Consider the following 25,631-nt stretch of genomic DNA (forward strand, 5'->3'; position numbering starts at 1 on the left):
GGCCGCTATGCGGCCTTTTTCTTTTCTTTACAATGTATCAACATCTTAGTCGAGATGCGAATTACAGGTATTCAACCTTAATAATTTCGTATTCCACTTCGCCACCCGGGGTGCGGATAGTGACAACATCATCCTGCTCTTTGCCAATCAGGCCGCGAGCAATCGGGGAGTTCACCGAAATCAGATTCTGTTTAAAGTCCGCTTCATCATCACCCACAATGCGATAAGTCTGCTCTTCGTCATTGTCCAGGTTCAGCACGGTAACCGTTGAACCAAAAATGACGCGGCCATTGTTAGGCATTTTGGTGATATCGATAACCTGCGCATTGGACAGTTTTGCTTCGATATCTTTAATACGCCCTTCACAGAAGCCCTGCTGCTCACGCGCCGCGTGGTATTCAGCATTCTCTTTCAGGTCGCCATGCTCACGCGCATCCGCGATAGCGGCGATGATTTCAGGGCGACGAACGGATTTCAGAAAATCCAGCTCTTCGCGCAGTTTTTCGGCACCACGTAAGGTCATCGGAATAGCTTGCATTTGTTATACCTCTTAAACATTCCTGTTGGGAGCAGTGTTCCCTGCCCCGGCCCCCATGAGCGGGCCAGAAGCAAAAAGAAAACCGACCCGGGAGCGAAGCCCCAGGTCAGCAACAATTTTCAATTTGATACGCATTTTACCGCGAAGTTCACTATGGGTCATCGTTTACTTTGCAGTGCTATGCACCGTAGTATGACGGTTTGTTTTCGGGTTGTTAGCGCGAGATTATGCGATTTTCCAGATTTATCATCGGATTGACTACCAGTATAGCGTTCAGCGTTCAGGCCGCGAATGTTGATGAGTACATTAATCAGCTACCCGCAGGTGCCAACCTTGCCTTGATGGTGCAGAAGGTCGGGGCGCAGTCGCCAGAGATTGACTATCACAGTCAACAGATGGCGCTGCCTGCCAGTACCCAGAAGGTGATCACCGCACTCGCCGCCCTGCTTCAGCTTGGACCTGACTTCCGTTTTACCACCACGCTCGAGACCAAAGGCAACATCGAGGGTGGCGAACTGAAAGGCGATCTTATCGCTCGTTTCGGGGGAGATCCTACGTTTAAACGCCAGGATATCCGCAACATGGTCGCGTCGCTGAAAAAATCTGGCGTGCAGAAGATTGATGGCAATGTGTTAATCGACACCTCTATTTTTGCCAGCCACGATAAAGCACCAGGATGGCCGTGGAACGACATGACGCAGTGCTTTAGCGCTCCGCCAGCCGCCGCGATTGTGGATCGTAACTGCTTCTCCATTTCACTTTACAGCGCGCCAAAACCGGATGACTTAGCGTTTATTCGCGTGGCGTCTTACTACCCGGTGACGATGTTCAGCCAGGTTCGTACCCTCGCAAAAGGCTCCCCGGATGCGCAGTATTGCGAGCTGGACGTGGTGCCAGGCGATCTCAACCGCTTCACGCTGACCGGGTGCCTGACACAGCGCGCCGACCCGCTGCCGCTGGCCTTTGCGATACAGGATGGCGCAAGCTATGCGGGTGCCATTCTCAAGGATGAACTGAAGCAGGCGGGAATAACCTATTCCGGTACCCTGCTGCGCCAGACGCAGGTTAATCAACCCGGTACGGTCATCGCCAGCAAACAATCTGCGCCGCTGCACGATTTGCTACGGATTATGCTGAAAAAGTCTGACAACATGATTGCTGACACGGTGTTCCGCATGATTGGTCACGCGCGTTTCGGCGTACCAGGAACCTGGCGTGCGGGTTCCGACGCCGTGCGTCAGATCCTGCGCCAACAGGCGGGGATCGATCTTGGCAACACCATTGCCGTCGATGGCTCCGGGTTATCGCGACATAATTTGATCTCCCCGGCAACGATGATGCAAGTACTTCAGTACATTGCACAACATGACACTGAGCTAAACTTTATTTCGATGCTGCCACTCGCCGGGCATGACGGTTCACTCCAGTACCGTGCCGGCCTTCATGCGGCCGGGGTGGATGGAAAAGTTTCAGCCAAGACAGGTTCACTGCAGGGGGTTTATAACCTTGCAGGCTTCATCACTACCGCCAGCGGGCAACGCATGGCATTCGTGCAGTATCTTTCCGGCTATGCCGTCGAACCGACCGACCAGCGTAATCGTCGTATTCCACTGGTTCGCTTCGAAAGCAGGCTTTATAAGGACATCTACCAGAATAACTAGCGATGAAACTACTCATAGTTGAAGACGATCTGTTATTGCAGGAAGGGCTGGCTCTGGCGCTGGCCAATGAAGGATATGCCCTCGACTGCGCCGCCACGGCGGCTGAGGCGGATGCCCTGATCCAGAGCGGCGAATACAGTCTGGTGATCCTCGATTTAGGCTTACCGGATAAAGACGGCGCTACGCAGCTAAGTCAGTGGCGCCGCCGGGGTATCGCCAATCCAGTATTGATCCTGACGGCACGGGATGCCATTGAAGATCGTATCAACGGCCTCGATTCTGGCGCTGATGATTACCTGGTGAAACCGTTTGCCCTTGCGGAGCTTCAGGCGCGGGTACGGGCGTTGATTCGTCGTTATCAGGGACACAGCGATAACTTACTGACCGACGGCGATATTACGCTGAATCTGCAAACCCAGCAGGTGCTGTGCCAGTCCCTGCCGGTTGAAGTAACCCCTAAAGAGTTCGCGCTGCTGACGCGCCTGATTATGCGCAGCGGACAAACGGTACACCGCGAAACCCTGCAGCAGGATATTTATTCCTGGCAGGACGATCCCGGCTCAAATACCCTCGAAGTGCATATTCACAATCTGCGTCGCAAACTGGGTAAAGACCGGATTAAAACTGTCCGTGGCGTAGGCTATCGTCTGGAGAGCCAGAAATGAACAGCATGCGTCGGCGATTGATGGTTCTGCTGGCGGTCATTCTGTTATTTTTCCAGCTGATAAGCGTGATCTGGCTCTGGCATGAAAGCCGTGAACAGATTGGTTTTCTGGTCAACGAAACGCTCTCGGCGAAATCGCGCAATAATCATGTCGAGAAAGAGATCCGTGAAGCGATTGCCTCGCTGCTGGTCCCCTCTCTGGTGATGGTCGGTTTTACGCTGTGCTTCTCATTCTGGGCGGTCACCTGGATAACCCGGCCGCTGAATCAACTGCGCGTCAGCCTGGCGAACCGCTCGGCGGATAACTTAACCCCACTCCCTGTCTATTCCGACATGGAAGAAATTGGTGCCGTCACAACCTCGCTCAACCAGCTCCTCGCCCGTTTGGATCACACCATTCAACAGGAACGTCTCTTCACCGCGGACGCCGCTCACGAGCTGCGAACGCCGCTTGCGGGGATCAGGCTGCATCTGGAACTGATGGCACAGTCTGGCTCTCCACAGGCCACGACGTTAATTACCCGTATCGATCAGCTGATGCACACGGTTGAGCAACTGCTGATGTTGTCCCGTGCCGGACAGGCGATGGCGAGCGGTCACTATGAAACCGTCAACTGGACAGACGATATCATCATGCCGCTCGGTCTTGGACATGAAGCCAAAGAGCATACGGTAATATGGCCGGACAAAAGTCCGCTCACGGTGCAGGGAGATGCGGTGCTTCTGCGTTTGATGCTGCGCAATCTGCTTGAGAACGCCGGGCGCTACAGTCCGTCAGGCACAACGATTCGCGTGACTCTGGCCGACGTTGACGGGGGGACACAGGTCAGCGTTATCGATCAGGGGCCGGGGATAGATGAAGCGCACCGCCAGTCGATTACTGAACCGTTCCGTCGTCTTGACCAGCGCTACGGTGGCAGCGGCCTGGGGCTGAGCATTGTGCAACGTATCGTGCAGCTCCACCACGGCAAGCTGACGCTGGAGAATGGTGCTGAGGGCGGCTTAATCGCCAGCTGCTGGTTGCCGTCCAGCCTGCAATAAAAAAGCCCCCTTCCGGGGGCTTTAAACTGCGATTAGTGCTTGTAGATGAACTCGACACCTTCTTCGTCGTCTTCATCCCAGTCGTCGTCCCAGTCTTCTTCCTCTTCCACTTCCAGCTCTTCGAGCTGTTGGCGGTGGTAGTCATCCCACATGAATTCGACTTTTTCTGGCTGTTTCGCTTCTTCAGCCTGAACAACCGGGTTTTCGATGATAAAGGTCATCACATCCCAGCACAGATCTTTCACGCCAACCTGGCTTGCCGCGGAGATCAGGTAGTATTTATCTTCCCAGCCCATCGCTTCAGCAATGGCTTTCGCTTTCGCTTCCGCTTCGGCTTTATCCATCAGATCGATCTTGTTAAAGACCAGCCAGCGCGGCTTGTTCGCCAGTTTTTCGCTGTATTTTTCCAGCTCGCCGATAATGATGCGGGCATTTTCTACCGGATCGGAACCGTCGATTGGATCGATATCGATGAGATGCAGCAGTACGCGGCAGCGCTCAAGGTGTTTCAGGAAGCGGATACCCAGACCGGCACCTTCTGCAGCACCTTCAATCAGACCCGGGATATCAGCAACCACAAAGCTCTTCTCGTTATCCATACGGACAACGCCCAGGCTTGGTACCAGCGTGGTAAACGGATAATCCGCCACTTTTGGCTTGGCTGCAGAGACCGCGCGAATAAACGTCGATTTACCGGCGTTTGGCATACCCAGCATCCCGACATCGGCCAGAAGCATTAGCTCCAGCTGCAGATCGCGCTTGTCGCCCGGCGTACCCATCGTTTTCTGACGCGGGGTACGGTTTACGGACGATTTGAAACGGCTGTTACCCAGACCGTGCCAGCCGCCTTTCGCCACCATCAGACGCTGACCGTGTTTGGTCATATCGCCCATGGTTTCGCCCGTCCCCTGGTCAATCACACGCGTACCGACCGGAACCTTAATGGTCACGTCTTTACCGCGTTTGCCCGTACAGTCACGGCTTTGACCGTTCTGACCACGCTCAGCGCGGAAGGATTTTTCGAAACGGTAGTCGATCAGCGTGTTGAGGTTCTCATCCGCCTCCAGCCACACGTCACCGCCGTCCCCGCCGTCACCGCCGTCAGGACCGCCACGTGGAATATATTTCTCACGGCGGAAGCTCACGCAACCATTGCCGCCATCACCTGCCACGACCAGGATTGTCGCTTCATCAACAAACTTCATTTTACTCTCCGTAACTCATTCGCCTGAGCGGGGGACTACTACGACCGCTTCATTTTTGCGCCAACGCCCCCAAAGACGATGACCAATGGCGGAATACATCGCGCCCGCAACCACGACAAACGCACCGAGATAGCCCAACATGTTGAGCATCGGTCTGACGAAGACATCGGGCCAGGCCATTGATAACAAATCTGAAAATAACAGCGTAAACAGCGGGGTAAGCGTAATGAGTGCGCTCACCTGTGCTGCCTGCCAGCGCGCCATCGCTTCGGCCAGCGCGCCATAACCGACCAGCGTGTTCAGCCCACAAAAAATGAGGCACGCCAGTTGCCAGTCGCTAAGCTGGGTAATCACACCCGGTTTAGCTAACGGCAATAATGCTATTGTACACAAAGTGTACAGCAAAAAGAGGATCTGCTGTGAGGCCAAACGACGCAATAACACCTTTTGCGCGACGCCATAACTCACCCAAACCGTTGCTGCTCCCACTCCGAAGATCACACCCCAGGTGTAATCCGTCAGTCGGGTAAAAATCTCTATCAGGCTGGTGTTGAAGAACATCACCAGACCACAGAGCAACATGCTCGCCCCGATAATTTGCGTGCCACGCATCTTCTCCTTGAGGATAAAGACGCTGGCGACCATCATGCCGACCGGTGAAAGCTGACCAATCACCTGCGACGCCGTGGGGCTAAGATACTGCAGGGAAGAACTGAACAGTATGAAGTTACCGAACAGGCCACCCGTCGCGATAGCCAGCAACACCAGCCAGCGCGGTTTACGGAAGATACGCAACGGCGGAAGCTTACCTTTGATCGCGAGGATGGCCCCAAGGCCGATACTTGCCATCAGAAAGCGATAAAACACCACCGTTGGCGGCTCCATCACTTCCAGTACCTGCTTCATTGCAATTGGCAGCGCACCCCAGCACATTGCGGTCGTGAGCGCCAAAAGAATACCAATGCCGGCCTGCTGCTTCATGCCCGTTTTCCCTACAGAAAAAATTACCGGGTTTCCAATGTAAAAAGCCCCGCAACAGGTTGCGGGGCTTTAATCCGTTACCGGACCGAGAAAACCTTACTCAGCAACGATGCTGATGTATTTACGGTTGTTCGGGCCTTTAACTTCAAATTTCACTTTACCGTCTGCTTTAGCAAACAGAGTGTGGTCACGACCGCAACCTACGTTGTTGCCAGCGTGGAATTTGGTGCCACGTTGACGAACAATGATGCTACCCGCCAGAACGGATTCGCCACCGAAACGCTTAACGCCCAGGCGTTTAGCTTCTGAATCGCGACCGTTACGTGTGGAGCCGCCAGCCTTTTTATGTGCCATTTAAATCTCTCCTCAGGTCTTAGGCGCTGATGCCAGTAATTTTCACATCAGTGAACCACTGACGGTGGCCCTGCTGCTTACGGTAGTGTTTACGACGACGAAACTTAACGATTTTAACTTTCTCGCCACGACCGTGAGCAACAACTTCAGCTTTGATAACGCCGCCATCAACGAAAGGAACGCCGATTTTGACTTCTTCACCGTTTGCGATCATCAGAACTTCTGCGAACTCAACAGATTCGCCAGTTGCGATGTCCAGCTTTTCCAGGCGAACGGTCTGACCTTCGCTTACTCGGTGTTGTTTACCACCACTTTGGAAAACCGCGTACATATAAACTCCGCTTCCGCGCACATCCTCGTATGAATCAGAGTGCGCTATAAATATTCACAATAGGGCGCGAATATTACGCAAAACGCGAGCCTTTGACAAGTGCTACCATCAATACATGAAGAAAAAAAACACAACGCGTAAGGTAACGTTTATCTGAGCCGTTTTTTCAGTACAATCAGCACTACTATTGATAAACCTAACCCTTCGTTACCCCATTGAAGATGGGATAAACAGGATAAAAAGCCCGGCTTTTGCGATGAATTTAGAAAAAATCAACGAGTTAACCGCGCAAGATATGGCGGGTGTGAATGCAGCAATCCTGGAGCAACTCAATTCTGACGTTCAGCTGATCAATCAGTTGGGCTATTACATCGTCAGCGGCGGCGGTAAACGCATTCGCCCGATGATTGCCATCCTGGCTGCCCGAGCCGTCGGCTATCAGGGAAATGCTCACGTCACGATCGCGGCACTGATCGAATTTATTCACACTGCGACGCTTCTTCATGATGATGTTGTGGATGAATCAGACATGCGCCGGGGTAAAGCCACCGCCAACGCCGCCTTTGGCAATGCTGCCAGCGTCCTGGTGGGGGATTTTATCTATACCCGTGCCTTCCAGATGATGACCAGCCTGGGTTCGCTGAAAGTGCTGGAGGTCATGTCTGAAGCCGTTAACGTGATTGCTGAAGGCGAAGTGCTTCAGCTGATGAACGTCAACGACCCTGACATCACCGAAGAAAACTACATGCGCGTGATTTACAGCAAAACTGCGCGCCTGTTTGAAGCGGCTGCACAGTGTTCCGGCATTCTGGCTGGCTGTAGCGAAGCCCAGGAAAAAGGGCTGCAGGACTATGGCCGTTATCTGGGTACCGCATTCCAGCTGATTGATGATTTGCTGGATTACAGTGCAGACGGTGAAACGCTCGGCAAAAACGTGGGCGATGACCTGAACGAAGGCAAACCGACGCTGCCGCTACTCCACGCGATGCGCAACGGGTCAGCCGACCAGGCGAAAATGATCCGTGAAGCGATCGAGCAGGGAAATGGTCGTCATCTTCTGGAACCCGTGCTGGAAACAATGGCCATTTGCGGATCGCTGGACTGGACGCGTCAGCGTGCCGAAGAAGAGGCGGATAAAGCCATCGCCGCACTTCAGGTCATCCCGGACAGCCCATGGCGCGATGCGCTCATTGGTCTTGCCCATATCGCCGTTCAGCGCGACCGTTAATCCTGCTCTCCCCTCCCCGCGGCCCTCGCGGGGAGATTCCAGTACACACCTGTATATTCCTCTTTCACGTAAACGCACCGGTTTACAGACCGCATGAATAAAGCCATGCCTTATTCTGAATATCCCTACCAGTAACGCGAACTTTTTAGAACAAGAAATTGAAATGGGTATAGTAAGGCCAGTCGTTTCAGACGAAATGGCGTAAGTGAATCCGAACTTAAGGACAGCGTTATGGACACGAAATTTATCGACTGGCACACAGCAGATATCATTGCGGCACTGCGCAAAAAAGGCACATCACTGGCTGCGGAATCTCGCCGCCATGGCCTGAGTTCTTCAACCCTGGCAAATGCCCTGACGCGCCCCTGGCCGAAGGGAGAATTGATCATTGCGACGGCGCTGGATACGCATCCGTGGGTGATCTGGCCTTCGCGTTACCACGATCCCATTACCCATGAATTTATCGACAGATCGCGCATGATCCGCCAGAGGAAAGTGAAGAAAGACCCGCAGGAATAGCGGTTTTTTTGACAGGAACAGCAACCCCCCGGTCATTTCTGGCAGGGGGCTGCCGGAACGATTACTCGCCCTTCACACGCTCGATATTCGCACCCAACGCGCGCAGTTTATCTTCGATACGTTCATAGCCACGATCGATGTGATAAATACGATCAACGACCGTCGTCCCTTCCGCAATACAACCCGCCAGCACCAGGCTTGCAGATGCACGCAGATCGGTTGCCATCACCTGAGCACCAGACAGTTTCTCAACGCCGTGGCAAATCACGGTATTACTCTCGATCTCAGCATGTGCGCCCATACGGATCAGTTCCGGTACGTGCATAAAGCGGTTTTCAAAGATGGTCTCGGTAATGAACCCCGTCCCTTCCGCCACCAGGTTTAACAGGGTGAACTGCGCCTGCATATCGGTCGGGAAAGCAGGATGCGGAGCTGTACGCACGTTTACCGCTTTTGGACGATTGCCGTGCATGTCCAGGCTGATCCAGTCTTCACCGATTTCGATATCAGCGCCTGCGTCACGCAGTTTCGCCAGCACCGCATCCAGGGTATCTGGCTGCGCGTTGCGGCAGGTAATTTTCCCGCCTGAAATCGCGGCAGCAACCAGGAACGTCCCGGTTTCGATACGGTCTGGCAGGACGCGGTACACACCGCCGCCCAGACGCTCAACGCCTTCGATGGTGATACGGTCGGTGCCCTGGCCAGTAATCTTCGCACCCAGCGCTACGAGGAAGTTCGCGGTATCCACAATCTCCGGTTCACGCGCGGCGTTTTCGATGATGGTAGTACCTTCTGCCAGCGTTGCCGCAGACATGATGGTGACGGTGGCACCAACGCTCACTTTGTCCATGACAATGTGCGCACCTTTCAGGCGGCCATTCACAGACGCTTTAACATAACCTTCTTCGAGTTTGATCTCGGCGCCCAGTTTCTCCAGGCCAAAGATGTGCAGATCAACCGGACGTGCGCCGATTGCGCAGCCACCCGGCAGGGAAACCTGACCCTGACCAAAACGTGCCACCAGCGGGCCAAGCGCCCAGATGGATGCACGCATGGTTTTCACCAGATCGTAAGGTGCAGAAAAGTTGTTAACGTTGCTGGCGTCGATCCAGACGGAACCGTTACGCTCAACTTTGGTGCCCAGCTGGCTGAGCAACTTCATGGTGGTGTCGATATCTTTCAGCTTCGGTACGTTCTGAATTTCTACCGGCTCTTCCGCGAGCAGCGCAGCAAAGAGGATGGGCAGCGCGGCATTTTTTGCGCCAGAAATTGTGACTTCGCCCTGGAGACGCGTTGGCCCCTGTACACGAAATTTATCCATTGTGTGCTCTCTTATAAATTCAACCGTGCTGCGGGCGTGTCGCCCACAACTCAAAAACCGTTTAGTTTGCGATCGCGTGCCCACTCTTGAGGGGTGAACGCTTTAATCGACAGGGCATGGATGCGGTTATCCGCAATGTATTCCATCAGCGGCGCGTATACAGCCTGCTGTTTCTTCACACGGCTCATACCGTCGAACATCTCACCCACAGCAATAACCTGGAAGTGACTGCCATCGCCAGTGACGTGGGCTTCCTGAAGGGAGAGTGCATTCATCAGCACTGTCTGGATTTCATGATTTTCCATGGGTTCTTAATCATCTGATAGTGAAAACAAGCCCAACATCTTAGAGCAAAGTGGCGTCGTCTTAAACAAGCAAAAAGCCCCGACGATGAATCTGTCAGGGCTTTCAGAAGTAACGCACTGAAAATATTAACGAGGCAGTACGTCCTGAGGGAGATTATAGAGCTGGGCCAGGGTGACCACATTATCGCTCGCCGCGTGCAGCGTAACGCTTGTCCCCTGCTTTTTCCCCACGGCAACAAGATGGGCCAGCAGCGCGACGCCTGCCGTGTCCACCCGTGAAATGCCGCTCAGATCGATAACCGTCACGCCCTGCATCGCTTCAAAACGTTTGTCCCAGAGCGGGTTCAGCAGATCCTGGTCGAGTTCACCCGTCAGCTTCAACGTCTCACCCTCACGCGACCAGCTCAGTTGATCCGACATTACTTCTTCTCGTCCAGAGAGATTTTCTGACGCGAGATAGACTGCAGCTGTGCGGTCAGGCCATCAATGCCTTTGGTGCGCAGCAGGTCACTCCACTCGTTCTGTTTAGTGGTGATCATGCTCACCCCTTCCGCAATCATGTCATAGGCCTGCCAGTGACCGGTCTGGCTGTTTTTACGCCACTGGAAGTCCAGGCGCACTGGCGGACGGCCATTAGGATCGATAATCGTTACGCGGATAGGAATGATAGTCGCGTCGCCCAGCGGCTGCTCTGGCGCAATTTGATAGGTCTGACCGTGATACATCGCCAGTGCCTGACCGTAAGCCTGTTTCAGGTATTCACGGAACGCGGCAAAATAGGCGTCGCGCTGCGCCGGAGTCGCGTCTTTGTAATAACGGCCCAGAACCAGCGCACCCGCATATTTGATCTGCACATACGGCAGCAGCTCTTGATCAACCACGTCGCGCAGATAATCAGGATTGGAACGAATTTTCGGCTGTTCGTTTTTAAGCCGGTCGAAGGTCTTCTTCGCAGCCTCATCCATCAGTTTGTACGGGTTACTCTGATCCGCAGCATGCGCCGCGGTGAGAGGGGCAATGACCAGCATGGCAACCATTAACAGTCGTTTAAACATGAATGACTTCTCCTGAAATTAATTCGTCGTGCCTGGTGTCGGTGCGACACTGGCAGGATCTTCGCTCTGCGCAGGGGCAGCGTCGGACTTCTTATCATCTCCTTTACTGTTATAAAGGAACTGACCAATCATATCCTCCAGTACCATCGCGGACTTCGTATCCTGGATTACGCTACCGTCTTTAAGGATAGTCGTTCCCAGCTCCGGGTCTTCAAAACCGACGTTAAGCGCCAGATATTGCTCACCCAGGAGGCCGGAAGTACGGATAGAAAGCGAGCTGGTGTCCGGGATATGGTTATAACGCTCTTCAATATCCATCGACACGCGCGGCAGATAGGTTTTCTCATCAAGCGTAATGTCAGAGACGCGCCCGATGACCACCCCGCCTATACGTACCGGCGAGCGCGCCTTCAGCCCGCCGATGTTATCAAAGGTCGCATAAATGCGATAAGTCGGCTCGGTGCGCACAGACGTGATATCCGCCGCTCTCAGGCAGATAAACAGCGCGGCCAGCAACGCCAGTAACAGGAACACGCCGACCCAAATTTCATTTTTTCTCGTTTGCATGAACTCAATTCCCAAACATCAGTGCGGTGAGCACAAAATCCAGACCCAGTACGGCCAGCGACGAATGTACGACAGTACGTGTAGTTGCACGGCTGATGCCCGCCGAGGTCGGGATCGCATCATAGCCATTGAACAAGGCGATCCAGGTGACCGTAATGGCAAATACCACGCTTTTAATCAGACAGTTAACCAGATCCATTCGCAGATCGATGGCGTCCTGCATGGCCGACCAGAAGAAGCCCGCATCGATGCCCTTCCAGTGAACGCCAACCAGCGAGCCGCCCCAGATACCCACGGCGACAAAGAGGATCGTCAGGAGCGGTAAGGAAATCACCCCCGCCCAGAAGCGTGGCGAGATCACGCGACGCAGCGGGTCGACCGCCATCATCTCCATGCTGGAAAGCTGCTCGGTCGCACGCATCAGGCCAATTTCAGCGGTCAATGCCGACCCTGCACGCCCGGCGAACAACAGCGCCGCCACCACCGGCCCCAGTTCACGCAGCAGCGACAGCGCCACCAGCATGCCGAGGCTGGTTTCGGCGCTGTAGGTCGTCAGAACGAGGTAGCCCTGCAGCCCCAACACCATGCCGATAAACAGACCGGAGACAATGATGATGAGCATCGACAGCACGCCGACATTATAGAGCTGCCGCACCAGTAGCGGTGCATGCTTACGAAATTCCGGCTTGCCGACCAGCGCGTTGAACAACATCAATCCGGCACGCCCGAACGTCCTGATGGTTTTTATGCCACGGTGTCCAAGAGCGGCCAATGCATTTAACAGCATCAGTGGCTTAACTCCCTATTCCCAGTAAATCGTCACGATAGTCGCCCGCCGGGTAGCGGAACGGCACAGGCCCATCCGCAATGCCGTCGAGGAACTGCCGTACACGCGGATCGCAGTTTTCCTGTAACGCCTGAGCGCTGCCATGCGCGACGATCCTTTTGTCTGCCACAATGTAGGCATAGTCGGCGATGCTCAACACTTCCGGTACATCGTGAGAAACCACTATACAGGTTACGCCGAGCGCGCTGTTCAGCTCAGAGATGAGCTTCACCAGCACGCCCATCGTGATAGGGTCCTGCCCGACGAACGGTTCGTCGAACATGATTAAATCGGGTTCTAAGGCGATGGCGCGTGCCAGCGCGGCGCGGCGTGCCATACCGCCGGACAGCTCTGAGGGCATCAGTTTTGCAGCCCCTCGCAGCCCCACGGCCTCAAGCTTCATCATTACCGTACTTTTCAGCAGCTCTGGCGGCAGACTGGTGTGCTCGCGCAGCGGATAGGCCACGTTATCAAAGACGTTCATGTCCGTGAACAACGCTCCCGACTGGAAAAGCATACTCATGCGTTTACGAACAGTATACAGGCGCGATCGTGACATCTCCGGGATGTTTTCGCCGTCAAAGAGGATTTCACCGCTATCGGGTGGGATCTGGCCACCAATAAGGCGCAGCAGGGTCGTTTTACCGATCCCAGACGGCCCCATGATGGCAGTGATCTTGCCACGCGGTACGGTCAACGAAATATCATCGAATATCAATCTGTTGGCGCGAGAAAAACTCACACCCCGGACATCAACTAAATTCGCCATAGTTTGGCTCATTTATGGTTCCTTTCTTACCCTGCTCACGTTAAGCATGCAGACTGAATCAGCCCTAAACTCAGCATTTTTACAGAATATTAGCCGTTGAGGTTAGCGAAAGCTGGCATTTGTTTTACTTTTCCGGCGCATAAAGTCAAAATTAGGAATTCGTTACGCCTCAGACTGTATGCAGTCCTGCCATTCCATTCCTGCGCGATGGACCGACGAGTATACCTGAAGAAAGGACTTTTGATGCTTTTAGCAACAGCACTGTTAATAATTGGTTTACTTTTGGTGGTCTACAGTGCTGACCGTTTGGTATTTGCTGCATCTATCCTGTGCCGCCTGACTGGCGTACCGCCTGTCGTCATCGGGATGACCGTGGTCAGTGTCGGAACCTCACTTCCTGAAATCATCGTCTCTGTCACGGCATCACTGCACGGTCAGTTAGACCTTGCCGTCGGCACCGCGATTGGTTCCAACATCGTCAATATCTTACTGATTCTTGGCCTGGCGGCCCTGCTCCATCCATTTCGCGTGCATTCTGATGTTCTGCGCCGTGAATTGCCGCTAATGTTAATCGTAAGCCTGCTGGCAGGGTGCGTATTTTATGATGGCGTACTGAGCTACGGTGACGGCATTTTCTTGCTGGCGCTGGCCGTTATCTGGCTGCTGTATAGTGTTAAAATCGCCCGTCTGGCAGAAAAACAGGGCCAGGATAGCCTGACGCGAGAGCAGGTCGCCGAACTCCCGCGTGAAGGCACGCTGCCTGTGGCGCTGCTGTGGCTCGGCGTCGCGCTGATCATCATGCCGATGGCCACGCGCATGGTCGTCGATAACGCCACGGTGCTGGCGAACTATTTCGCCATGAGTGAGCTCACCATTGGCCTGACGGTCATTGCCATTGGCACCAGTCTGCCGGAACTTGCCACCGCTATCGCAGGGGCACGTAAAGGTGAAGATGACATTGCCATAGGCAATATTATCGGTTCAAACATTTTTAATATCGCCATCGTGATGGGCCTGCCGGCCCTGATAACGCCCGGGCCTTTTAACCCCCTGGCATTCTCACGCGATTACGGGGTGATGTTGCTGGTCAGCGTCATTTTTGCCCTGCTCTGCTGGCGGCGGCAACGACAGATCGGCAAAGGCGCAGGGGCGCTGCTGACGGGTGGATTTATCGTATGGATGGCGATGCTGTACTGGCTTTCGCCTCTTCTCTCTGGGTAAACGGAAACGCATTATGTCGCAAATAGAATTGCAGCCGGGTTTTGACTTTCAGAAAGCAGGCAAAGAGGTTCTGGAGATTGAACGTGAAGGTCTGGCGCAGTTAGATCAGTACATTAATCAGGATTTTAGTCTGGCATGTGAGAAGATGTTCTACTGTGCCGGTAAAGTCGTGGTGATGGGCATGGGCAAGTCCGGTCACATTGGGCGCAAAATGGCAGCAACGTTTGCCAGCACCGGAACCTCTTCCTTCTTTGTACACCCGGGGGAAGCCGCGCACGGCGATCTGGGCATGGTAACGCCGCAGGATATCGTCATCGCGCTGTCGAACTCCGGTGAGTCTAATGAGATCCTGGCGCTGATCCCCGTACTGAAGCGGCTGCGGGTTCCGCTTATTTGCATGACCAGCCGCCCGGAAAGTAGCATGGCGCGCGCGGCGGATATTCACCTGTGCGTGAAAGTGCCTAAAGAAGCCTGCCCGCTGGGTCTTGCTCCAACCTCCAGCACGACCGCTGCACTGGTCATGGGCGATGCGCTTGCCGTTGCGTTGCTGGAAGCCCGCGGTTTTACCCCGGAAGATTTCGCGCTTTCCCACCCAGGTGGCGCGCTCGGGCGTAAGCTTCTGCTTCGGGTTAACGATATTATGCACACTGGCGATGAGATCCCTCACGTCAGTAAAGAGGCCTCCCTGCGCGATGCGCTGCTGGAGATCACCCGCAAGAATCTGGGTATGACGGTTGTGTGCGACGACCTGATGAAGATCCAGGGGATCTTCACCGATGGCGACCTGCGCCGCGTGTTCGACATGGGTGTTGATGTTCGCACGCTGGGCATCGCTGATGTGATGACGTCCGGCGGTATCCGTGTTCGTCCTGGCACGCTGGCGGTGGATGTGCTGAACCTGATGCAGTCCCGTCATATCACCTCAGTGATGGTTGCCGATGGCGACCAGTTGCTGGGTGTGGTACATATGCATGATCTGCTGCGCGCAGGCGTAGTGTAATGAAGGATAAGACAATGAGTAATGCGGGTGCATCCCTTGCAACCTGTTATGGTCCGGTCAGTACCCATATGATGGCAAAGGCGGAAAACATTCGCCTGCTCATCCTGGATGTGGATGGGGTACTCTCTGATGGCCTGATTTACATGGGCAATAATGGTGAAGAGCTGAAAGCGTTTAACGTTCGCGATGGCTACGGTATTCGTTGTGCGCTCACATCAGGCATCGACGTTGCCATCATCACCGGTCGGAAAGCTAAACTGGTAGAAGACCGTTGTGAAACGTTAGGCATTACCCATCTGTATCAGGGTCAGTCCGATAAGATGGCGGCGTTCAACGATTTACTGGGTAAACTGGCTGTCGCGCCGGAAAACGTGGCCTATGTCGGGGACGATCTGATTGACTGGCCGGTGATGGCTGAAGTCGGTCTGAGTATCGCCGTGGCCGATGCGCATCCGCTGCTGATCCCGCGCGCTGACTATGTCACCCATATTAACGGTGGCCGTGGTGCCGTACGTGAAGTCTGCGATCTGCTTTTGCTGGCGCAGGGCAAGCTTGATGAGGCCAAAGGGCAATCGATATGAGTAAAACCAGACGTTGGGTTATCATTCTGCTTTCGCTTGTCGCACTGGTATTGATTGGCGTGAACCTTGCCGATCGCGACGATACGCAGACGGAAGTGGTCAATACGAGCGAGCCAACTTATAAAAGCGATCACAGTGACACCGTGGTCTACAGCCCGGAAGGTGCGCTGAACTATCGCCTGATTGCCCAGCATGTTGAATATTTTTCAGATGACGGTATTTCGTGGTTTACCCAGCCCGTCATGACCACGTTTGATAAAGACAAAGTGCCGACGTGGTCGATTAAATCTGACCGGGCAAAACTGACGAATGACCGTATGCTTTATCTGTATGGCCACGTTGAAGTCAACGCCCTGACCGCTGACTCACAACTGCGCAAAATCACGACGGATAATGCACAGATCAACCTCGTGACCCAGGACGTGACGTCGCAGGATCTGGTCACACTGTATGGCACAACATTTAATTCCAGCGGTTTAAGAATGCGCGGGAACTTACGCAGCAAAAACGCCGAGCTGATTGAAAAGGTTAGAACCTCCTATGAAATTCAAAACAAACAAACTCAGCCTTAAAGTAATTATCGCCAGTGCGATGCTGGCGACCAGTCTTCCCGCGCTTGCTGTAACGGGCGATACTGACCAGCCTATCCATATCGAGTCCGACACGCAGTCACTTGATATGCAAGGCAATGTCGTTACCTTTACCGGTAACGTCGTCATGACCCAGGGCACCATTAAAATCAACGCCGACAAAGTGGTCGTTACCCGTCCCGGTGGCGAGCAAGGCAAAGAGATCATTGATGGCTATGGCAACCCGGCAACCTTCTACCAGATGCAGGATAACGGCAAACCCGTGAAAGGCCGCGCCACACATATGCACTATGAGCTGGCGAAGGACCTGGTCATCCTGACCGGTAACGCTTATCTGGAACAGCTGGACAGCAACATCACCGGCGACCAGATCACCTATCTGGTGAAAGAGCAAAAAATGCAGGCCTCCAGCGAGAAAGGCAAACGCGTAACCACCGTGCTGGTTCCGTCGCAGCTGCAGGACAAAGGTAAGGGTCAGGCCCCGGCACAGAAGAAGAGTAACTAATTCGTTATGGCAACATTAACTGCAAAAAATCTCGCGAAGGCCTATAAGGGCCGCCGTGTCGTAGAAGATGTCAGTCTGACCGTCAACTCCGGCGAAATTGTAGGCCTGCTTGGCCCTAACGGTGCGGGCAAAACCACAACTTTCTACATGGTCGTTGGCATTGTGTCGCGCGATGCGGGCAACATCGTCATTGATGATGAAGATATCAGTCTTCTGCCGCTGCATGCGCGTGCGCGTCGCGGTATCGGCTATCTGCCGCAGGAAGCCTCCATTTTCCGCCGCCTGAGCGTCTTTGATAACCTGATGGCCGTCCTGCAAATTCGTGACGATCTGACCAGTGAACAGCGTCAGGACCGGGCTAACGAGCTGATGGAAGAGTTCCATATCGAACATCTGCGCGACAGCCTCGGTCAGGCGCTGTCCGGCGGTGAACGCCGTCGCGTTGAGATTGCGCGTGCGCTGGCTGCAAACCCGAAATTTATCCTTCTGGATGAACCGTTTGCAGGCGTTGACCCCATCTCCGTTATCGACATTAAACGTATCATTGAGCATCTGCGCGACAGCGGGCTTGGCGTACTGATCACTGACCATAACGTCCGTGAAACGCTGGCCGTGTGCGAACGCGCATACATCGTGAGCCAGGGCAATCTGATCGCCCACGGTACGCCGCAGCAGATCCTCGAAGATGATCATGTTAAGCGTGTCTACCTTGGGGAAGACTTCAGACTCTGATAGGGTAGAGGTAATGTAACGCCGAACCGGAGAAAAATGCTCTGAACATGAAGCAAGGTTTGCAATTACGGCTCAGCCAACAACTGGCGATGACGCCGCAGCTACAGCAGGCGATTCGCCTGTTGCAACTGTCCACCTTAGAACTCCAGCAGGAGCTCCAGCAAGCGCTGGATAGCAATCCGTTGCTGGAGCAAGCCGATCTTCATGAAGAGGTAGATACCCAGCAGTCGCAGGATACTGAAGCACTCGACACCGCCGATGCGCTCGAACAAAAAGAGATGCCGGACGAGCTTCCGCTGGATGCCAGCTGGGATGAAATCTACACCGCCGGAACCCCTTCCGGTACGCGTGCAGACTACCAGGACGATGAGCTACCGGTTTATCAGGGTGAAACTACCCAGTCACTGCAGGATTACCTGATGTGGCAGGTGGAACTTACCCCCTTCTCCGATACCGACCGCGCGATCGCGACATCCATTGTCGATGCCGTGGATGACACCGGTTATCTGACCGTCACGCTGGACGAAATTCTGGAAAGCATGGGTGACGAAGAGATTGAACTCGAGGAGATAGAAGCCGTTCTGAAGCGCATTCAGCGTTTCGATCCGGTTGGGGTGGCCGCAAAAGATCTGCGCGACTGCCTGCTTATCCAACTTTCTCAGTTCAGCAAAGAGACGCCATGGCTTGATGAAGCCCGCTTGATCATCAGCGACCATCTGGATCTTCTGGCCAATCACGATTTCCGCAGCCTGATGCGCGTCACGCGCCTGAAAGAAGAGGTGCTGAAAGAGGCGGTCAATCTGATTCAGTCCCTCGATCCGCGCCCCGGTCAGTCCATTCAGACCAGCGAACCCGAGTACGTCATCCCGGATGTGCTGGTCAGAAAACACAATGACCGCTGGGTCGTTGAACTGAACTCGGACAGCATCCCTCGCCTGCAAATCAACCAGCAGTATGCCTCCATGTGCACCAGCGTGCGTAACGACTCCGATAATCAATACATTCGTAGCAATTTGCAGGAAGCGCGATGGTTGATCAAAAGTCTGGAGAGCCGAAATGATACGCTGCTCCGCGTAAGCCGCTGTATTGTTGAACAGCAGCAGGCGTTCTTTGAGCAGGGTGAAGAGTATATGAAACCGATGGTGTTGGCGGATATCGCCCAGGCCGTCGAGATGCATGAATCAACCATTTCCCGCGTGACCACGCAGAAGTATCTGCACAGCCCACGCGGTATTTTTGAGCTTAAGTATTTCTTCTCCAGCCATGTGAATACCGAGGGCGGCGGTGAAGCGTCGTCAACGGCCATTCGCGCCCTGGTGAAGAAGTTGATCGCCGCGGAGAACCCCGCGAAGCCACTGAGCGACAGTAAGTTAACCACCATACTGTCCGACCAGGGTATTATGGTGGCACGCCGAACTGTTGCGAAGTATCGAGAGTCTTTATCCATTCCGCCGTCTAACCAGCGTAAACAGCTGGTCTGACACAACCGATAAGGAAGACACTATGCAGCTCAATATCACAGGACATAACGTCGAGATTACTGAGGCTTTACGTGATTTTGTGAATGCTAAATTCGCGAAACTCGAGCAGTATTTCGAAAGGATCAACCAGGTCTATGTTGTATTGAAAGTGGAGAAAGTGACTCATATCTCGGATGCGACCCTGCATGTCAACGGGGGTGAGCTCCATGCCAGTGCGGAAGGGCAAGACATGTACGCTGCTATCGACGGCTTGATTGATAAGCTTGCACGACAGCTCAATAAACATAAAGACAAACTGAAACAACACTAATTGTCCGGGCAGTTAACGGGTGCAGGAAGGCCTGTTGTGAAACACAACAGGCCGTTTGTACAGTTAGCGCTTAGGTGAAATTATGATGAACAACGATTCCGCTCTTCAACTGAGCAATGTCCTTAACCAGGAATGTACGCGCAGTGCTGTTCACTGCCAGAGCAAAAAACGTGCGCTGGAGATCATCAGTGAACTGGCCGCAAAACAGCTGGGCCTGCCGCCGCAGGTCGTGTTCGAAGCGATCCTGACCCGTGAAAAAATGGGCAGTACCGGCATCGGCAACGGCATCGCGATCCCGCACGGCAAACTGGAAGAGGACACCCTGCGTGCCGTCGGTGTGTTTGTGCAGCTGGAGACGCCTATCGCCTTCGATGCCATCGATAATCAGCCCGTCGATCTCCTCTTCGCGCTGCTGGTGCCTGCCGACCAGACGAAAACCCATTTGCATACGCTTTCGCTGGTCGCAAAACGCCTGGCCGATAAAACCATTTGCCGTCGACTGCGCGCAGCCCAAAGTGATGAAGAGCTATATCAAATTATCACTGAAGCAGAAGGCAATCAGGATGATGCATAACCAGGAGATGGCCTTCACATCTGTTGTCCTGAGGAGAAACGGAACATGGTGCTGATGATTGTCAGTGGCCGTTCAGGGTCCGGGAAATCCGTGGCCCTGCGCGCGCTGGAAGACATGGGGTTTTACTGCGTAGATAACCTGCCGGTCGTGCTGTTGCCCGACCTGGCACGCACGCTTGCGGAGAGGCAAATCTCTGCCGCCGTTAGTATCGACGTTCGTAACATGCCTGAATCGCCAGAAATTTTTGAACAGGCAATGAGCAACCTGCCTGATTCATTCTCGCCTCAGCTGCTGTTCCTCGATGCAGACCGCAATACTCTGATCCGTCGCTACAGCGATACCCGTCGTTTGCACCCGCTTTCCAGCAAGAACCTCTCGCTGGAAAGTGCTATCGACGAAGAGAGCGATCTGCTGGAACCGCTGCGTTCCCGTGCTGACCTGATTGTCGATACGTCCGAAATGTCCGTGCATGAGCTGGCGGAAATGCTGCGTACCCGTTTACTGGGCAAACGCGAGCGTGAACTGACGATGGTGTTCGAGTCATTCGGCTTTAAGCACGGTATTCCTATCGATGCGGATTATGTTTTCGACGTGCGCTTCCTGCCGAACCCGCACTGGGATCCGAAGCTGCGTCCAATGACTGGTCTCGATAAGCCCGTCGCGGCCTTCCTCGACAGACACACAGAAGTTCACAATTTTATCTACCAGACGCGAAGCTACCTTGAGCTATGGTTACCTATGCTGGAGACAAACAATCGTAGCTACCTGACCGTGGCGATTGGCTGTACCGGCGGTAAACATCGTTCGGTCTATATCGCCGAACAGCTGGCCGACTATTTCCGTTCACGCGGAAAGAACGTTCAGTCCCGTCATCGCACGCTGGAAAAACGTAAAACATGACCGTAAAACAAACCGTTGAGATCACCAATAAGCTGGGCATGCATGCACGTCCGGCGATGAAACTGTTTGAGCTGATGCAGGGTTTCGATGCAGAAGTTCTGCTGCGTAACGATGAAGGTACCGAGGCGGAAGCGAACAGCGTAATTGCGCTACTGATGCTGGACTCCGCCAAAGGCCGCCAGATTGAAGTAGAAGCTACCGGTCCACAGGAAGAGGAAGCGCTGGCGGCGGTGATTGCGCTGTTTAACGCCGGGTTTGACGAAGACTAACGCCTCTTTCATGGCGGGTAGCGCTACGCTTACCCGCCTTACATCAATTTATTTCTCGCCATAAACCCTTCTCCTCCCAGCTGCCGCATCTGGCGCATGATCCACGCCTGTCGGTTTCGCACATAGCCTGAGGGGGCATCAGCCTTAAAGCGAATTGGGTTAGGCAAGACCGCGGCCAACAGCGCAGCTTCAGAGAGGCTCAGCCGGCTGGCAGGTTTATTGAAATATCGCTTCGACGCGGCTTCGACACCAAACACGCCATCACCAAACTCGGCAATGTTCAGATAGACCGTCAGAATACGTTTCTTGCTCCAGACCGTTTCCATCCCCAGCGTCAATCCGGCTTCCAGCCCTTTTCGCACCCAGCTGCGGCCATCCCACAAAAACAGGTTTTTGGCCGTCTGTTGTGACAGCGTCGATGCGCCGCGCACGCGGTTTTCATGGCGTTCATTATGGGCGAGCGCTTTCTCGATTGCCGCCACGTCAAACCCCCAGTGCTCCGGGAATTTCTGATCCTCCGCCGCTATCACCGCCAGCCCCATCCACGGGGAGATTTCATCTGTGCTCACCCAGTCAGAGTGGGCAACATAGCTGAAGTCACCGGTGAACCACGCGCTCAGCTGACGCTCAACCATCACGGCAGAAAACGGAACCGGCAGAATGCTGAATAATGCCAGTCCGCCGCCCCAGAACACCGCCAGCACCAGCACGGCACGCCAAAGAATACGTTTTACCCAGGCGCCTGCGGCGAATTGACGCCTCATTCAGTCAGCACCAGCACTCTGGCCACCAGCTTTTCAATGCCTGAAGCGGCTTCCGCGATAGTCTGCGCCAGCATATACGCAGGTGTGGTGACGATTTTATTGTCTTCATCCACCACAATGTCATCCACCGGACAAGGGATATGCTCGCCCCCCATCTCCTCGATGATTTCCGCTGTATCAATATCGGTCCCGATGGTCAGGCGCAGCGGGAAATCAAAAATTGTCGGAAGCATGGCCGGAGCGATACAGATAAAGCCCTGCGGTTTACCCGCCGCATGCATGGCCTGTGATAATGCTTTTAAATGCGGATCAACCTGACACCCGGCGCCTTGCGTGGCAAACGTGCTGAGGTTTTTAGCCGCCCCAAACCCGCCCGGCACAATTAACGCATCAAGCTCTGCCGCGTCCGCCTGAATCAGAGGATGAATTTCGCCACGCGCAATACGCGCGGCTTCAATCAGGACGTTACGGGTTTCCGCCATCGGCTCCCCGGTCAGATGATTAATGACATCAGCCTGATTTTTGTCTGGCGCGAAGCAAATGACTTCAGCCCCCTCTCTTGCCAGGGCCAGCAATGTGATGACGGCTTCGTGTATCTCAGAACCATCGTAAACGCCACATCCGCTCAGTACGACACCAATCTTTTTCATCATGACGATCCTTCTCTGCAACTCGCTGAAGCACATAATTAATTTTGATTAAAACGCTATGCTTCACACATTTCACTGATTCCTGTAACAAACCATTTAAGATTTGCTATCTTATTTGCGTGCGGCCTAAATTTTCAGGCGGCGTCCATACGAAAACAACACAAAAAAACAGGCGCAGCCACAATTTCCCTGGTGTTGGCGCAGTATTCGCGCACCCCGGTTAAGCCGGGGTCATTTTTTTCTGGCGTCCACCCAGGCTTTAAGCACCGCCACATCGTTCTGCCACTCTTGTTTCATCTCTTCAACCCAATCACCTACGTTATCTTCCCAGGCAGGTAAATCAGGTGACTGAATCTGTTGTCCCAGCTGCTGCAGGTGACGTAAGCCGACCGAGCCGGCCGCACCTTTGATTTTATGCCCTTCTTCCACAATGCCTTTCTGATCCCGCGCTGTCAGATTTGACTCCAGCACGCTCAGATAGCCCGGCATCATTTTTTCAAATACCGCCAGACCGTCGGTAATCAGTTTTGGACCAACCAGATCGATGTACTGCTCCAGCATCGCGGTATCGAGTATCGTTTGGGCTTTCGCGCTATCCACAGACGTCATGGTGTTCTCCTCTTCATCATGGGTATCCCAGAACTTCTTGATCATGGCGGTCAGGGCAGGCACCGCCAGCGGCTTGCTAAGTACATCATCCATACCGGCATCGAGGTACTCTTTTTTATCTTTCAGCACGTTCGCCGTCAACGCCACCAGTGGCGGCAGTTCGTCGGCAGCGTACTGGCTCGTCAGTTCACGGGAAATATCCAGCCCGGTCATGTCCGGCAACTGAATATCCAGCAGAACGAGATCATATTCACCCGGCTTAAACATCTCCAGCGCGGCTTTACCGGTCATCGCCACATCCACGCTGTTGCCCAGTTTTTCCAGGACAGAGCGTGCGACAATTACGTTAAGCTCAATATCTTCCACCAGCAGGACATGCAGCGCAGGCAGCGGCATATCGTCGTTTTCGAAGGTATCTTCCACCTCTTCCGCCACCGCCGGCGCGTGCACCGTCAGCGTGAAGGTTGAGCCTTTGCCCGGATGGCTGGCGACGGTAATATCACCGCCCATGCTCTTCGCAAGGCGTTTAGACACTGCCAGACCAATTCCCGTGCCGGTAGCGGGCTTGCCGCCGTTGCTGTCCTTCACCTGATAGTACATCGCAAAGATTTTGTCCTGCTCTTCCTGCGGAATACCAATGCCGGAGTCTTCCACCTCAAAGTGCAGCATGTCGCCCTGGTCATAGCGGATACGTACCGAGACCTGCCCTTTCTGGGTAAATTTGACCGCATTGCTGATAAGGTTCCACAGGATCTGGCGCAGACGCGTGCCGTCGGTAACCACCTTGTGCGGCAGCGGCAGCGTGGGATCCATGACAAAGCTCAGCCCCTTCTGCTGCGCCTGCAAACCCGACAGGTTTTCCAGATCGGCAAGGAAACCGGTGAAATCAACCGGCTGGTTATCAAGCTGCACTTTGCGGCGTTCCATCTTATCCATATCGATAATATCGTTGAAGATATTCCCCAGCGTGACCGCTGAGACATGGATGGTTTTAAGGTATTTTTCCTGTTCTGCGGTGAGATCGGTGTCCAGCAGAATGCGGCTCAGGCCGACAATTCCGTTAAGTGGCGTACGCAGTTCATGGCTGATGGTGGAGATGAAGGTGGTTTTATCGCGGCTGGCACGTTCAAGGGCATCCTGATAGCGCTTACGCTCGGTGATATCGCGGCCAAACCCCATCAGACCGTGGCGTTTCCCCACGCGGTCGTAGTACGGCACCTTACGGATCTCAAAGCAGGCTTTGCGCCCGTCCGGGTAATCCAGCCACTGTTCATAGGTCAGCGAAACGTTATGACGGAACACTTTTTCGTCCGTCTCCATCACTTTGGCGGCCGCCTCTTCGGAGTATACGTCCTGCGGCTTCAGGTGAATCAGCTGCTTCTCGCTCTTCCCGGTCAGCAATTCCATCGCCCGGTTACAGCCGGAAAACTCTTTATCTTCATTACGGTAGAAAACCAGATCCGGCGATGCATCAAGGAACGAGCGCAGGAAAGAGGATTGCTGCTCAAGCTGGATCTGCGTCACCTCGCGCTCTTTCATTTCGATTTTCAGCTGCTCCAGCGTCGCCTGGCGCTCAGCCTCCGCCTTCTCACGATCCGAAATCTCCTGATTCAGTTGGGCGATATTATCCTTTAGCTGAACGTTGAGCTTCAGATCGCGATCGCGCATCTCTTCCAGTTTATCGACCAGTTTTGACAGGCGCTGACGGGACTCCTCCAGTTGTTCAACCACCACGGAGAGGAAATAGACCGCCCAGGGTGTAATCAGCAAGCCAAAGAAGATGGAGCGGATCACGTCGATACTCTCGACCTGACCGTGCAGAACCATGGTTACGGCCATCTGTACGACAATGGCCAGAACGACCAGCGCCAGTGCCAGCAGCATGGAGAAACGCACCAGCCCAAGCTTCATCATCAGATCGACGTAGTACTGGGCCAGCATTCGAATTTGCTTCATAGAGGATCCCTTCACGACTTTATCGCTCAATAATACTCAAATTCGCGGCGGGGCGTTGAAGGTTGTGAGAAAAAGTGCGGGGTGAAACAGGAGATTAGCCTCGCTTCCGGTTCTCCGGAAGCGA

At 54.0% G+C, this 25,631-nt stretch carries 31 protein-coding genes; 16 read left to right on the forward strand and 15 right to left on the reverse strand.

All coding sequences use genetic code 11. The annotated features are described in order from the left end of the window. Positions 1-61: 61 nt before the first annotated feature. The gene (gene greA, locus QMG44_RS20960) at positions 62-538 is read right to left on the reverse strand and encodes a transcription elongation factor GreA (protein WP_014171793.1); all 477 of its coding nucleotides are present in this window, start codon (positions 536-538) and stop codon (positions 62-64) included. A 227-nt stretch (positions 539-765) separates the two neighbouring features. Here greA and dacB point away from each other — a divergent pair, with 227 nt between their 5' ends. The 3 genes from dacB to pmrB are packed head-to-tail and all read left to right on the forward strand — an operon-like array spanning position 766 to position 3,904. After that, complete coding sequence (dacB, locus tag QMG44_RS20965; protein WP_025202924.1) at positions 766-2,199, forward strand: serine-type D-Ala-D-Ala carboxypeptidase; 1,434 nt, start codon at positions 766-768, stop codon at positions 2,197-2,199. Positions 2,200-2,201: 2 nt separating this feature from the next. Beyond that, positions 2,202-2,864 (forward strand): two-component system response regulator PmrA, encoded by a 663-nt coding sequence (gene pmrA, locus QMG44_RS20970; protein ID WP_014171795.1) that lies wholly within the window; start codon positions 2,202-2,204, stop codon positions 2,862-2,864. After that, complete coding sequence (pmrB, locus tag QMG44_RS20975) at positions 2,861-3,904, forward strand: two-component system sensor histidine kinase PmrB (RefSeq protein WP_014171796.1); 1,044 nt, start codon at positions 2,861-2,863, stop codon at positions 3,902-3,904. Before pmrA ends, pmrB begins: the two co-directional genes overlap by 4 nt. Positions 3,905-3,936: 32 nt before the next feature. Here the strand turns inward: pmrB and cgtA are convergent, their stop codons facing one another. From cgtA to rplU, 4 genes are all read right to left on the reverse strand, one after another. Next, entirely contained in the window at positions 3,937-5,109 is a 1,173-nt protein-coding gene (cgtA, locus tag QMG44_RS20980) for an Obg family GTPase CgtA (RefSeq protein WP_014171797.1), read from the reverse strand. 15 nt (positions 5,110-5,124) lie between these two features. Then, positions 5,125-6,090: a DMT family transporter gene (locus QMG44_RS20985; RefSeq protein ID WP_014171799.1), complete on the reverse strand. Its 966-nt coding sequence runs from the start codon at positions 6,088-6,090 to the stop codon at positions 5,125-5,127. A 96-nt stretch (positions 6,091-6,186) separates the two neighbouring features. Continuing rightward, positions 6,187-6,444 carry a 50S ribosomal protein L27 gene (gene rpmA / locus QMG44_RS20990; protein WP_004385076.1) on the reverse strand — a complete coding sequence of 86 codons (258 nt, stop codon included), beginning with the start codon at positions 6,442-6,444 and terminating at the stop codon, positions 6,187-6,189. A 19-nt stretch (positions 6,445-6,463) separates the two neighbouring features. Beyond that, complete coding sequence (gene rplU / locus QMG44_RS20995; protein WP_003025032.1) at positions 6,464-6,775, reverse strand: 50S ribosomal protein L21; 312 nt, start codon at positions 6,773-6,775, stop codon at positions 6,464-6,466. Between the two features lie 256 nt (positions 6,776-7,031). On the opposite strand from rplU, the gene ispB reads away from it, so the two are divergent. Together ispB and sfsB are read left to right on the forward strand one after the other, a co-directional pair. Further along, positions 7,032-8,003 carry an octaprenyl diphosphate synthase gene (ispB, locus tag QMG44_RS21000; protein ID WP_020883532.1) on the forward strand — a complete coding sequence of 324 codons (972 nt, stop codon included), beginning with the start codon at positions 7,032-7,034 and terminating at the stop codon, positions 8,001-8,003. A 231-nt stretch (positions 8,004-8,234) separates the two neighbouring features. After that, a complete protein-coding gene (gene sfsB / locus QMG44_RS21005) occupies positions 8,235-8,522 on the forward strand; it encodes a DNA-binding transcriptional regulator SfsB (protein WP_014171802.1) in 288 nt (95 codons plus the stop codon). Between the two features lie 61 nt (positions 8,523-8,583). On the opposite strand, the gene murA is transcribed toward sfsB, so the two are convergent. From murA to mlaF, 7 genes are all read right to left on the reverse strand, one after another. Next, entirely contained in the window at positions 8,584-9,843 is a 1,260-nt protein-coding gene (gene murA / locus QMG44_RS21010) for a UDP-N-acetylglucosamine 1-carboxyvinyltransferase (RefSeq protein ID WP_020883531.1), read from the reverse strand. Between the two features lie 50 nt (positions 9,844-9,893). Then, positions 9,894-10,148, reverse strand: a complete 255-nt coding sequence (gene ibaG, locus QMG44_RS21015; protein ID WP_008501458.1) for a BolA family iron metabolism protein IbaG — start codon at positions 10,146-10,148, stop codon at positions 9,894-9,896. Between the two features lie 126 nt (positions 10,149-10,274). After that, complete coding sequence (mlaB, locus tag QMG44_RS21020) at positions 10,275-10,568, reverse strand: lipid asymmetry maintenance protein MlaB (RefSeq protein ID WP_014171806.1); 294 nt, start codon at positions 10,566-10,568, stop codon at positions 10,275-10,277. Further along, positions 10,568-11,203, reverse strand: coding sequence for a phospholipid-binding protein MlaC (mlaC, locus tag QMG44_RS21025; RefSeq protein ID WP_014171807.1), 636 nt, complete (start codon positions 11,201-11,203; stop codon positions 10,568-10,570). The genes mlaB and mlaC overlap by 1 nt, the downstream gene beginning before the upstream one ends. Before the next feature lie 18 nt (positions 11,204-11,221). Then, positions 11,222-11,770: an outer membrane lipid asymmetry maintenance protein MlaD gene (gene mlaD, locus QMG44_RS21030; RefSeq protein ID WP_025202923.1), complete on the reverse strand. Its 549-nt coding sequence runs from the start codon at positions 11,768-11,770 to the stop codon at positions 11,222-11,224. 4 nt (positions 11,771-11,774) lie between these two features. Further along, positions 11,775-12,557 carry a lipid asymmetry maintenance ABC transporter permease subunit MlaE gene (mlaE, locus tag QMG44_RS21035; protein WP_010436044.1) on the reverse strand — a complete coding sequence of 261 codons (783 nt, stop codon included), beginning with the start codon at positions 12,555-12,557 and terminating at the stop codon, positions 11,775-11,777. A 7-nt stretch (positions 12,558-12,564) separates the two neighbouring features. Beyond that, positions 12,565-13,377: a phospholipid ABC transporter ATP-binding protein MlaF gene (gene mlaF / locus QMG44_RS21040; RefSeq protein WP_020883529.1), complete on the reverse strand. Its 813-nt coding sequence runs from the start codon at positions 13,375-13,377 to the stop codon at positions 12,565-12,567. Positions 13,378-13,608: 231 nt separating this feature from the next. Between mlaF and QMG44_RS21045 the strand changes: the two genes are divergently transcribed. The 11 genes from QMG44_RS21045 to npr all read left to right on the forward strand — a co-directional run bounded on the left by QMG44_RS21045 (position 13,609) and on the right by npr (position 21,528). Then, positions 13,609-14,586: a calcium/sodium antiporter gene (locus QMG44_RS21045; protein ID WP_020883528.1), complete on the forward strand. Its 978-nt coding sequence runs from the start codon at positions 13,609-13,611 to the stop codon at positions 14,584-14,586. Positions 14,587-14,599: 13 nt separating this feature from the next. Next, positions 14,600-15,586, forward strand: coding sequence for an arabinose-5-phosphate isomerase KdsD (gene kdsD / locus QMG44_RS21050; protein WP_020883527.1), 987 nt, complete (start codon positions 14,600-14,602; stop codon positions 15,584-15,586). A 14-nt stretch (positions 15,587-15,600) separates the two neighbouring features. After that, positions 15,601-16,167 carry a 3-deoxy-manno-octulosonate-8-phosphatase KdsC gene (gene kdsC, locus QMG44_RS21055; protein WP_014171813.1) on the forward strand — a complete coding sequence of 189 codons (567 nt, stop codon included), beginning with the start codon at positions 15,601-15,603 and terminating at the stop codon, positions 16,165-16,167. Beyond that, on the forward strand, positions 16,164-16,739 hold the full coding sequence (gene lptC / locus QMG44_RS21060) for an LPS export ABC transporter periplasmic protein LptC (RefSeq protein ID WP_014171814.1): 576 nt from the start codon (positions 16,164-16,166) through the stop codon (positions 16,737-16,739). The genes kdsC and lptC overlap by 4 nt, the downstream gene beginning before the upstream one ends. Continuing rightward, positions 16,708-17,262, forward strand: a complete 555-nt coding sequence (gene lptA, locus QMG44_RS21065; protein ID WP_020883526.1) for a lipopolysaccharide ABC transporter substrate-binding protein LptA — start codon at positions 16,708-16,710, stop codon at positions 17,260-17,262. The genes lptC and lptA overlap by 32 nt, the downstream gene beginning before the upstream one ends. Before the next feature lie 6 nt (positions 17,263-17,268). Beyond that, positions 17,269-17,994, forward strand: a complete 726-nt coding sequence (lptB, locus tag QMG44_RS21070) for an LPS export ABC transporter ATP-binding protein (RefSeq protein WP_014171816.1) — start codon at positions 17,269-17,271, stop codon at positions 17,992-17,994. Between the two features lie 47 nt (positions 17,995-18,041). Beyond that, the gene (rpoN, locus tag QMG44_RS21075; protein WP_014171817.1) at positions 18,042-19,475 is read left to right on the forward strand and encodes an RNA polymerase factor sigma-54; all 1,434 of its coding nucleotides are present in this window, start codon (positions 18,042-18,044) and stop codon (positions 19,473-19,475) included. 22 nt (positions 19,476-19,497) lie between these two features. Beyond that, positions 19,498-19,785: a ribosome hibernation promoting factor gene (gene hpf / locus QMG44_RS21080; RefSeq protein WP_014171818.1), complete on the forward strand. Its 288-nt coding sequence runs from the start codon at positions 19,498-19,500 to the stop codon at positions 19,783-19,785. Positions 19,786-19,867: 82 nt separating this feature from the next. Next, positions 19,868-20,359, forward strand: coding sequence for a PTS IIA-like nitrogen regulatory protein PtsN (ptsN, locus tag QMG44_RS21085; protein ID WP_014171819.1), 492 nt, complete (start codon positions 19,868-19,870; stop codon positions 20,357-20,359). A gap of 45 nt (positions 20,360-20,404) precedes the next feature. Further along, entirely contained in the window at positions 20,405-21,259 is an 855-nt protein-coding gene (rapZ, locus tag QMG44_RS21090; RefSeq protein WP_014171820.1) for an RNase adapter RapZ, read from the forward strand. Next, positions 21,256-21,528, forward strand: coding sequence for a PTS phosphocarrier protein NPr (npr, locus tag QMG44_RS21095; RefSeq protein ID WP_003861872.1), 273 nt, complete (start codon positions 21,256-21,258; stop codon positions 21,526-21,528). Before rapZ ends, npr begins: the two co-directional genes overlap by 4 nt. Positions 21,529-21,566: 38 nt before the next feature. On the opposite strand, the gene mtgA is transcribed toward npr, so the two are convergent. The 3 genes from mtgA to arcB form a co-directional block, all read right to left on the reverse strand. Then, positions 21,567-22,292 carry a monofunctional biosynthetic peptidoglycan transglycosylase gene (gene mtgA, locus QMG44_RS21100; protein WP_044857272.1) on the reverse strand — a complete coding sequence of 242 codons (726 nt, stop codon included), beginning with the start codon at positions 22,290-22,292 and terminating at the stop codon, positions 21,567-21,569. After that, a complete protein-coding gene (gene elbB, locus QMG44_RS21105; protein ID WP_032670144.1) occupies positions 22,289-22,942 on the reverse strand; it encodes an isoprenoid biosynthesis glyoxalase ElbB in 654 nt (217 codons plus the stop codon). Before elbB ends, mtgA begins: the two co-directional genes overlap by 4 nt. A 231-nt stretch (positions 22,943-23,173) precedes the next feature. Beyond that, entirely contained in the window at positions 23,174-25,507 is a 2,334-nt protein-coding gene (arcB, locus tag QMG44_RS21110; RefSeq protein ID WP_032679053.1) for an aerobic respiration two-component sensor histidine kinase ArcB, read from the reverse strand. Between the last annotated feature and the right edge of the window lie 124 nt (positions 25,508-25,631).

It is taken from the genome of Enterobacter sp. 200527-13, assembly GCF_027924865.1.
Lineage (GTDB): Bacteria > Pseudomonadota > Gammaproteobacteria > Enterobacterales > Enterobacteriaceae > Enterobacter > Enterobacter ludwigii.

Excerpts from the sequence above, each read along its gene's own strand:
- greA (WP_014171793.1), bottom strand. The coding sequence starts at position 538 with ATGCAAGCTATTCCGATGACCTTACGTGGTGCCGAAAAACTGCGCGAA.
- dacB (WP_025202924.1), top strand. The coding sequence starts at position 766 with ATGCGATTTTCCAGATTTATCATCGGATTGACTACCAGTATAGCGTTC.
- pmrA (WP_014171795.1), top strand. The coding sequence starts at position 2,202 with ATGAAACTACTCATAGTTGAAGACGATCTGTTATTGCAGGAAGGGCTG.
- pmrB (WP_014171796.1), top strand. The coding sequence starts at position 2,861 with ATGAACAGCATGCGTCGGCGATTGATGGTTCTGCTGGCGGTCATTCTG.
- cgtA (WP_014171797.1), bottom strand. The coding sequence starts at position 5,109 with ATGAAGTTTGTTGATGAAGCGACAATCCTGGTCGTGGCAGGTGATGGC.
- QMG44_RS20985 (WP_014171799.1), bottom strand. The coding sequence starts at position 6,090 with ATGAAGCAGCAGGCCGGCATTGGTATTCTTTTGGCGCTCACGACCGCA.
- rpmA (WP_004385076.1), bottom strand. The coding sequence starts at position 6,444 with ATGGCACATAAAAAGGCTGGCGGCTCCACACGTAACGGTCGCGATTCA.
- rplU (WP_003025032.1), bottom strand. The coding sequence starts at position 6,775 with ATGTACGCGGTTTTCCAAAGTGGTGGTAAACAACACCGAGTAAGCGAA.
- ispB (WP_020883532.1), top strand. The coding sequence starts at position 7,032 with ATGAATTTAGAAAAAATCAACGAGTTAACCGCGCAAGATATGGCGGGT.
- sfsB (WP_014171802.1), top strand. The coding sequence starts at position 8,235 with ATGGACACGAAATTTATCGACTGGCACACAGCAGATATCATTGCGGCA.
- murA (WP_020883531.1), bottom strand. The coding sequence starts at position 9,843 with ATGGATAAATTTCGTGTACAGGGGCCAACGCGTCTCCAGGGCGAAGTC.
- ibaG (WP_008501458.1), bottom strand. The coding sequence starts at position 10,148 with ATGGAAAATCATGAAATCCAGACAGTGCTGATGAATGCACTCTCCCTT.
- mlaB (WP_014171806.1), bottom strand. The coding sequence starts at position 10,568 with ATGTCGGATCAACTGAGCTGGTCGCGTGAGGGTGAGACGTTGAAGCTG.
- mlaC (WP_014171807.1), bottom strand. The coding sequence starts at position 11,203 with ATGTTTAAACGACTGTTAATGGTTGCCATGCTGGTCATTGCCCCTCTC.
- mlaD (WP_025202923.1), bottom strand. The coding sequence starts at position 11,770 with ATGCAAACGAGAAAAAATGAAATTTGGGTCGGCGTGTTCCTGTTACTG.
- mlaE (WP_010436044.1), bottom strand. The coding sequence starts at position 12,557 with ATGCTGTTAAATGCATTGGCCGCTCTTGGACACCGTGGCATAAAAACC.
- mlaF (WP_020883529.1), bottom strand. The coding sequence starts at position 13,377 with ATGAGCCAAACTATGGCGAATTTAGTTGATGTCCGGGGTGTGAGTTTT.
- QMG44_RS21045 (WP_020883528.1), top strand. The coding sequence starts at position 13,609 with ATGCTTTTAGCAACAGCACTGTTAATAATTGGTTTACTTTTGGTGGTC.
- kdsD (WP_020883527.1), top strand. The coding sequence starts at position 14,600 with ATGTCGCAAATAGAATTGCAGCCGGGTTTTGACTTTCAGAAAGCAGGC.
- kdsC (WP_014171813.1), top strand. The coding sequence starts at position 15,601 with ATGAGTAATGCGGGTGCATCCCTTGCAACCTGTTATGGTCCGGTCAGT.
- lptC (WP_014171814.1), top strand. The coding sequence starts at position 16,164 with ATGAGTAAAACCAGACGTTGGGTTATCATTCTGCTTTCGCTTGTCGCA.
- lptA (WP_020883526.1), top strand. The coding sequence starts at position 16,708 with ATGAAATTCAAAACAAACAAACTCAGCCTTAAAGTAATTATCGCCAGT.
- lptB (WP_014171816.1), top strand. The coding sequence starts at position 17,269 with ATGGCAACATTAACTGCAAAAAATCTCGCGAAGGCCTATAAGGGCCGC.
- rpoN (WP_014171817.1), top strand. The coding sequence starts at position 18,042 with ATGAAGCAAGGTTTGCAATTACGGCTCAGCCAACAACTGGCGATGACG.
- hpf (WP_014171818.1), top strand. The coding sequence starts at position 19,498 with ATGCAGCTCAATATCACAGGACATAACGTCGAGATTACTGAGGCTTTA.
- ptsN (WP_014171819.1), top strand. The coding sequence starts at position 19,868 with ATGATGAACAACGATTCCGCTCTTCAACTGAGCAATGTCCTTAACCAG.
- rapZ (WP_014171820.1), top strand. The coding sequence starts at position 20,405 with ATGGTGCTGATGATTGTCAGTGGCCGTTCAGGGTCCGGGAAATCCGTG.
- npr (WP_003861872.1), top strand. The coding sequence starts at position 21,256 with ATGACCGTAAAACAAACCGTTGAGATCACCAATAAGCTGGGCATGCAT.
- mtgA (WP_044857272.1), bottom strand. The coding sequence starts at position 22,292 with ATGAGGCGTCAATTCGCCGCAGGCGCCTGGGTAAAACGTATTCTTTGG.
- elbB (WP_032670144.1), bottom strand. The coding sequence starts at position 22,942 with ATGAAAAAGATTGGTGTCGTACTGAGCGGATGTGGCGTTTACGATGGT.
- arcB (WP_032679053.1), bottom strand. The coding sequence starts at position 25,507 with ATGAAGCAAATTCGAATGCTGGCCCAGTACTACGTCGATCTGATGATG.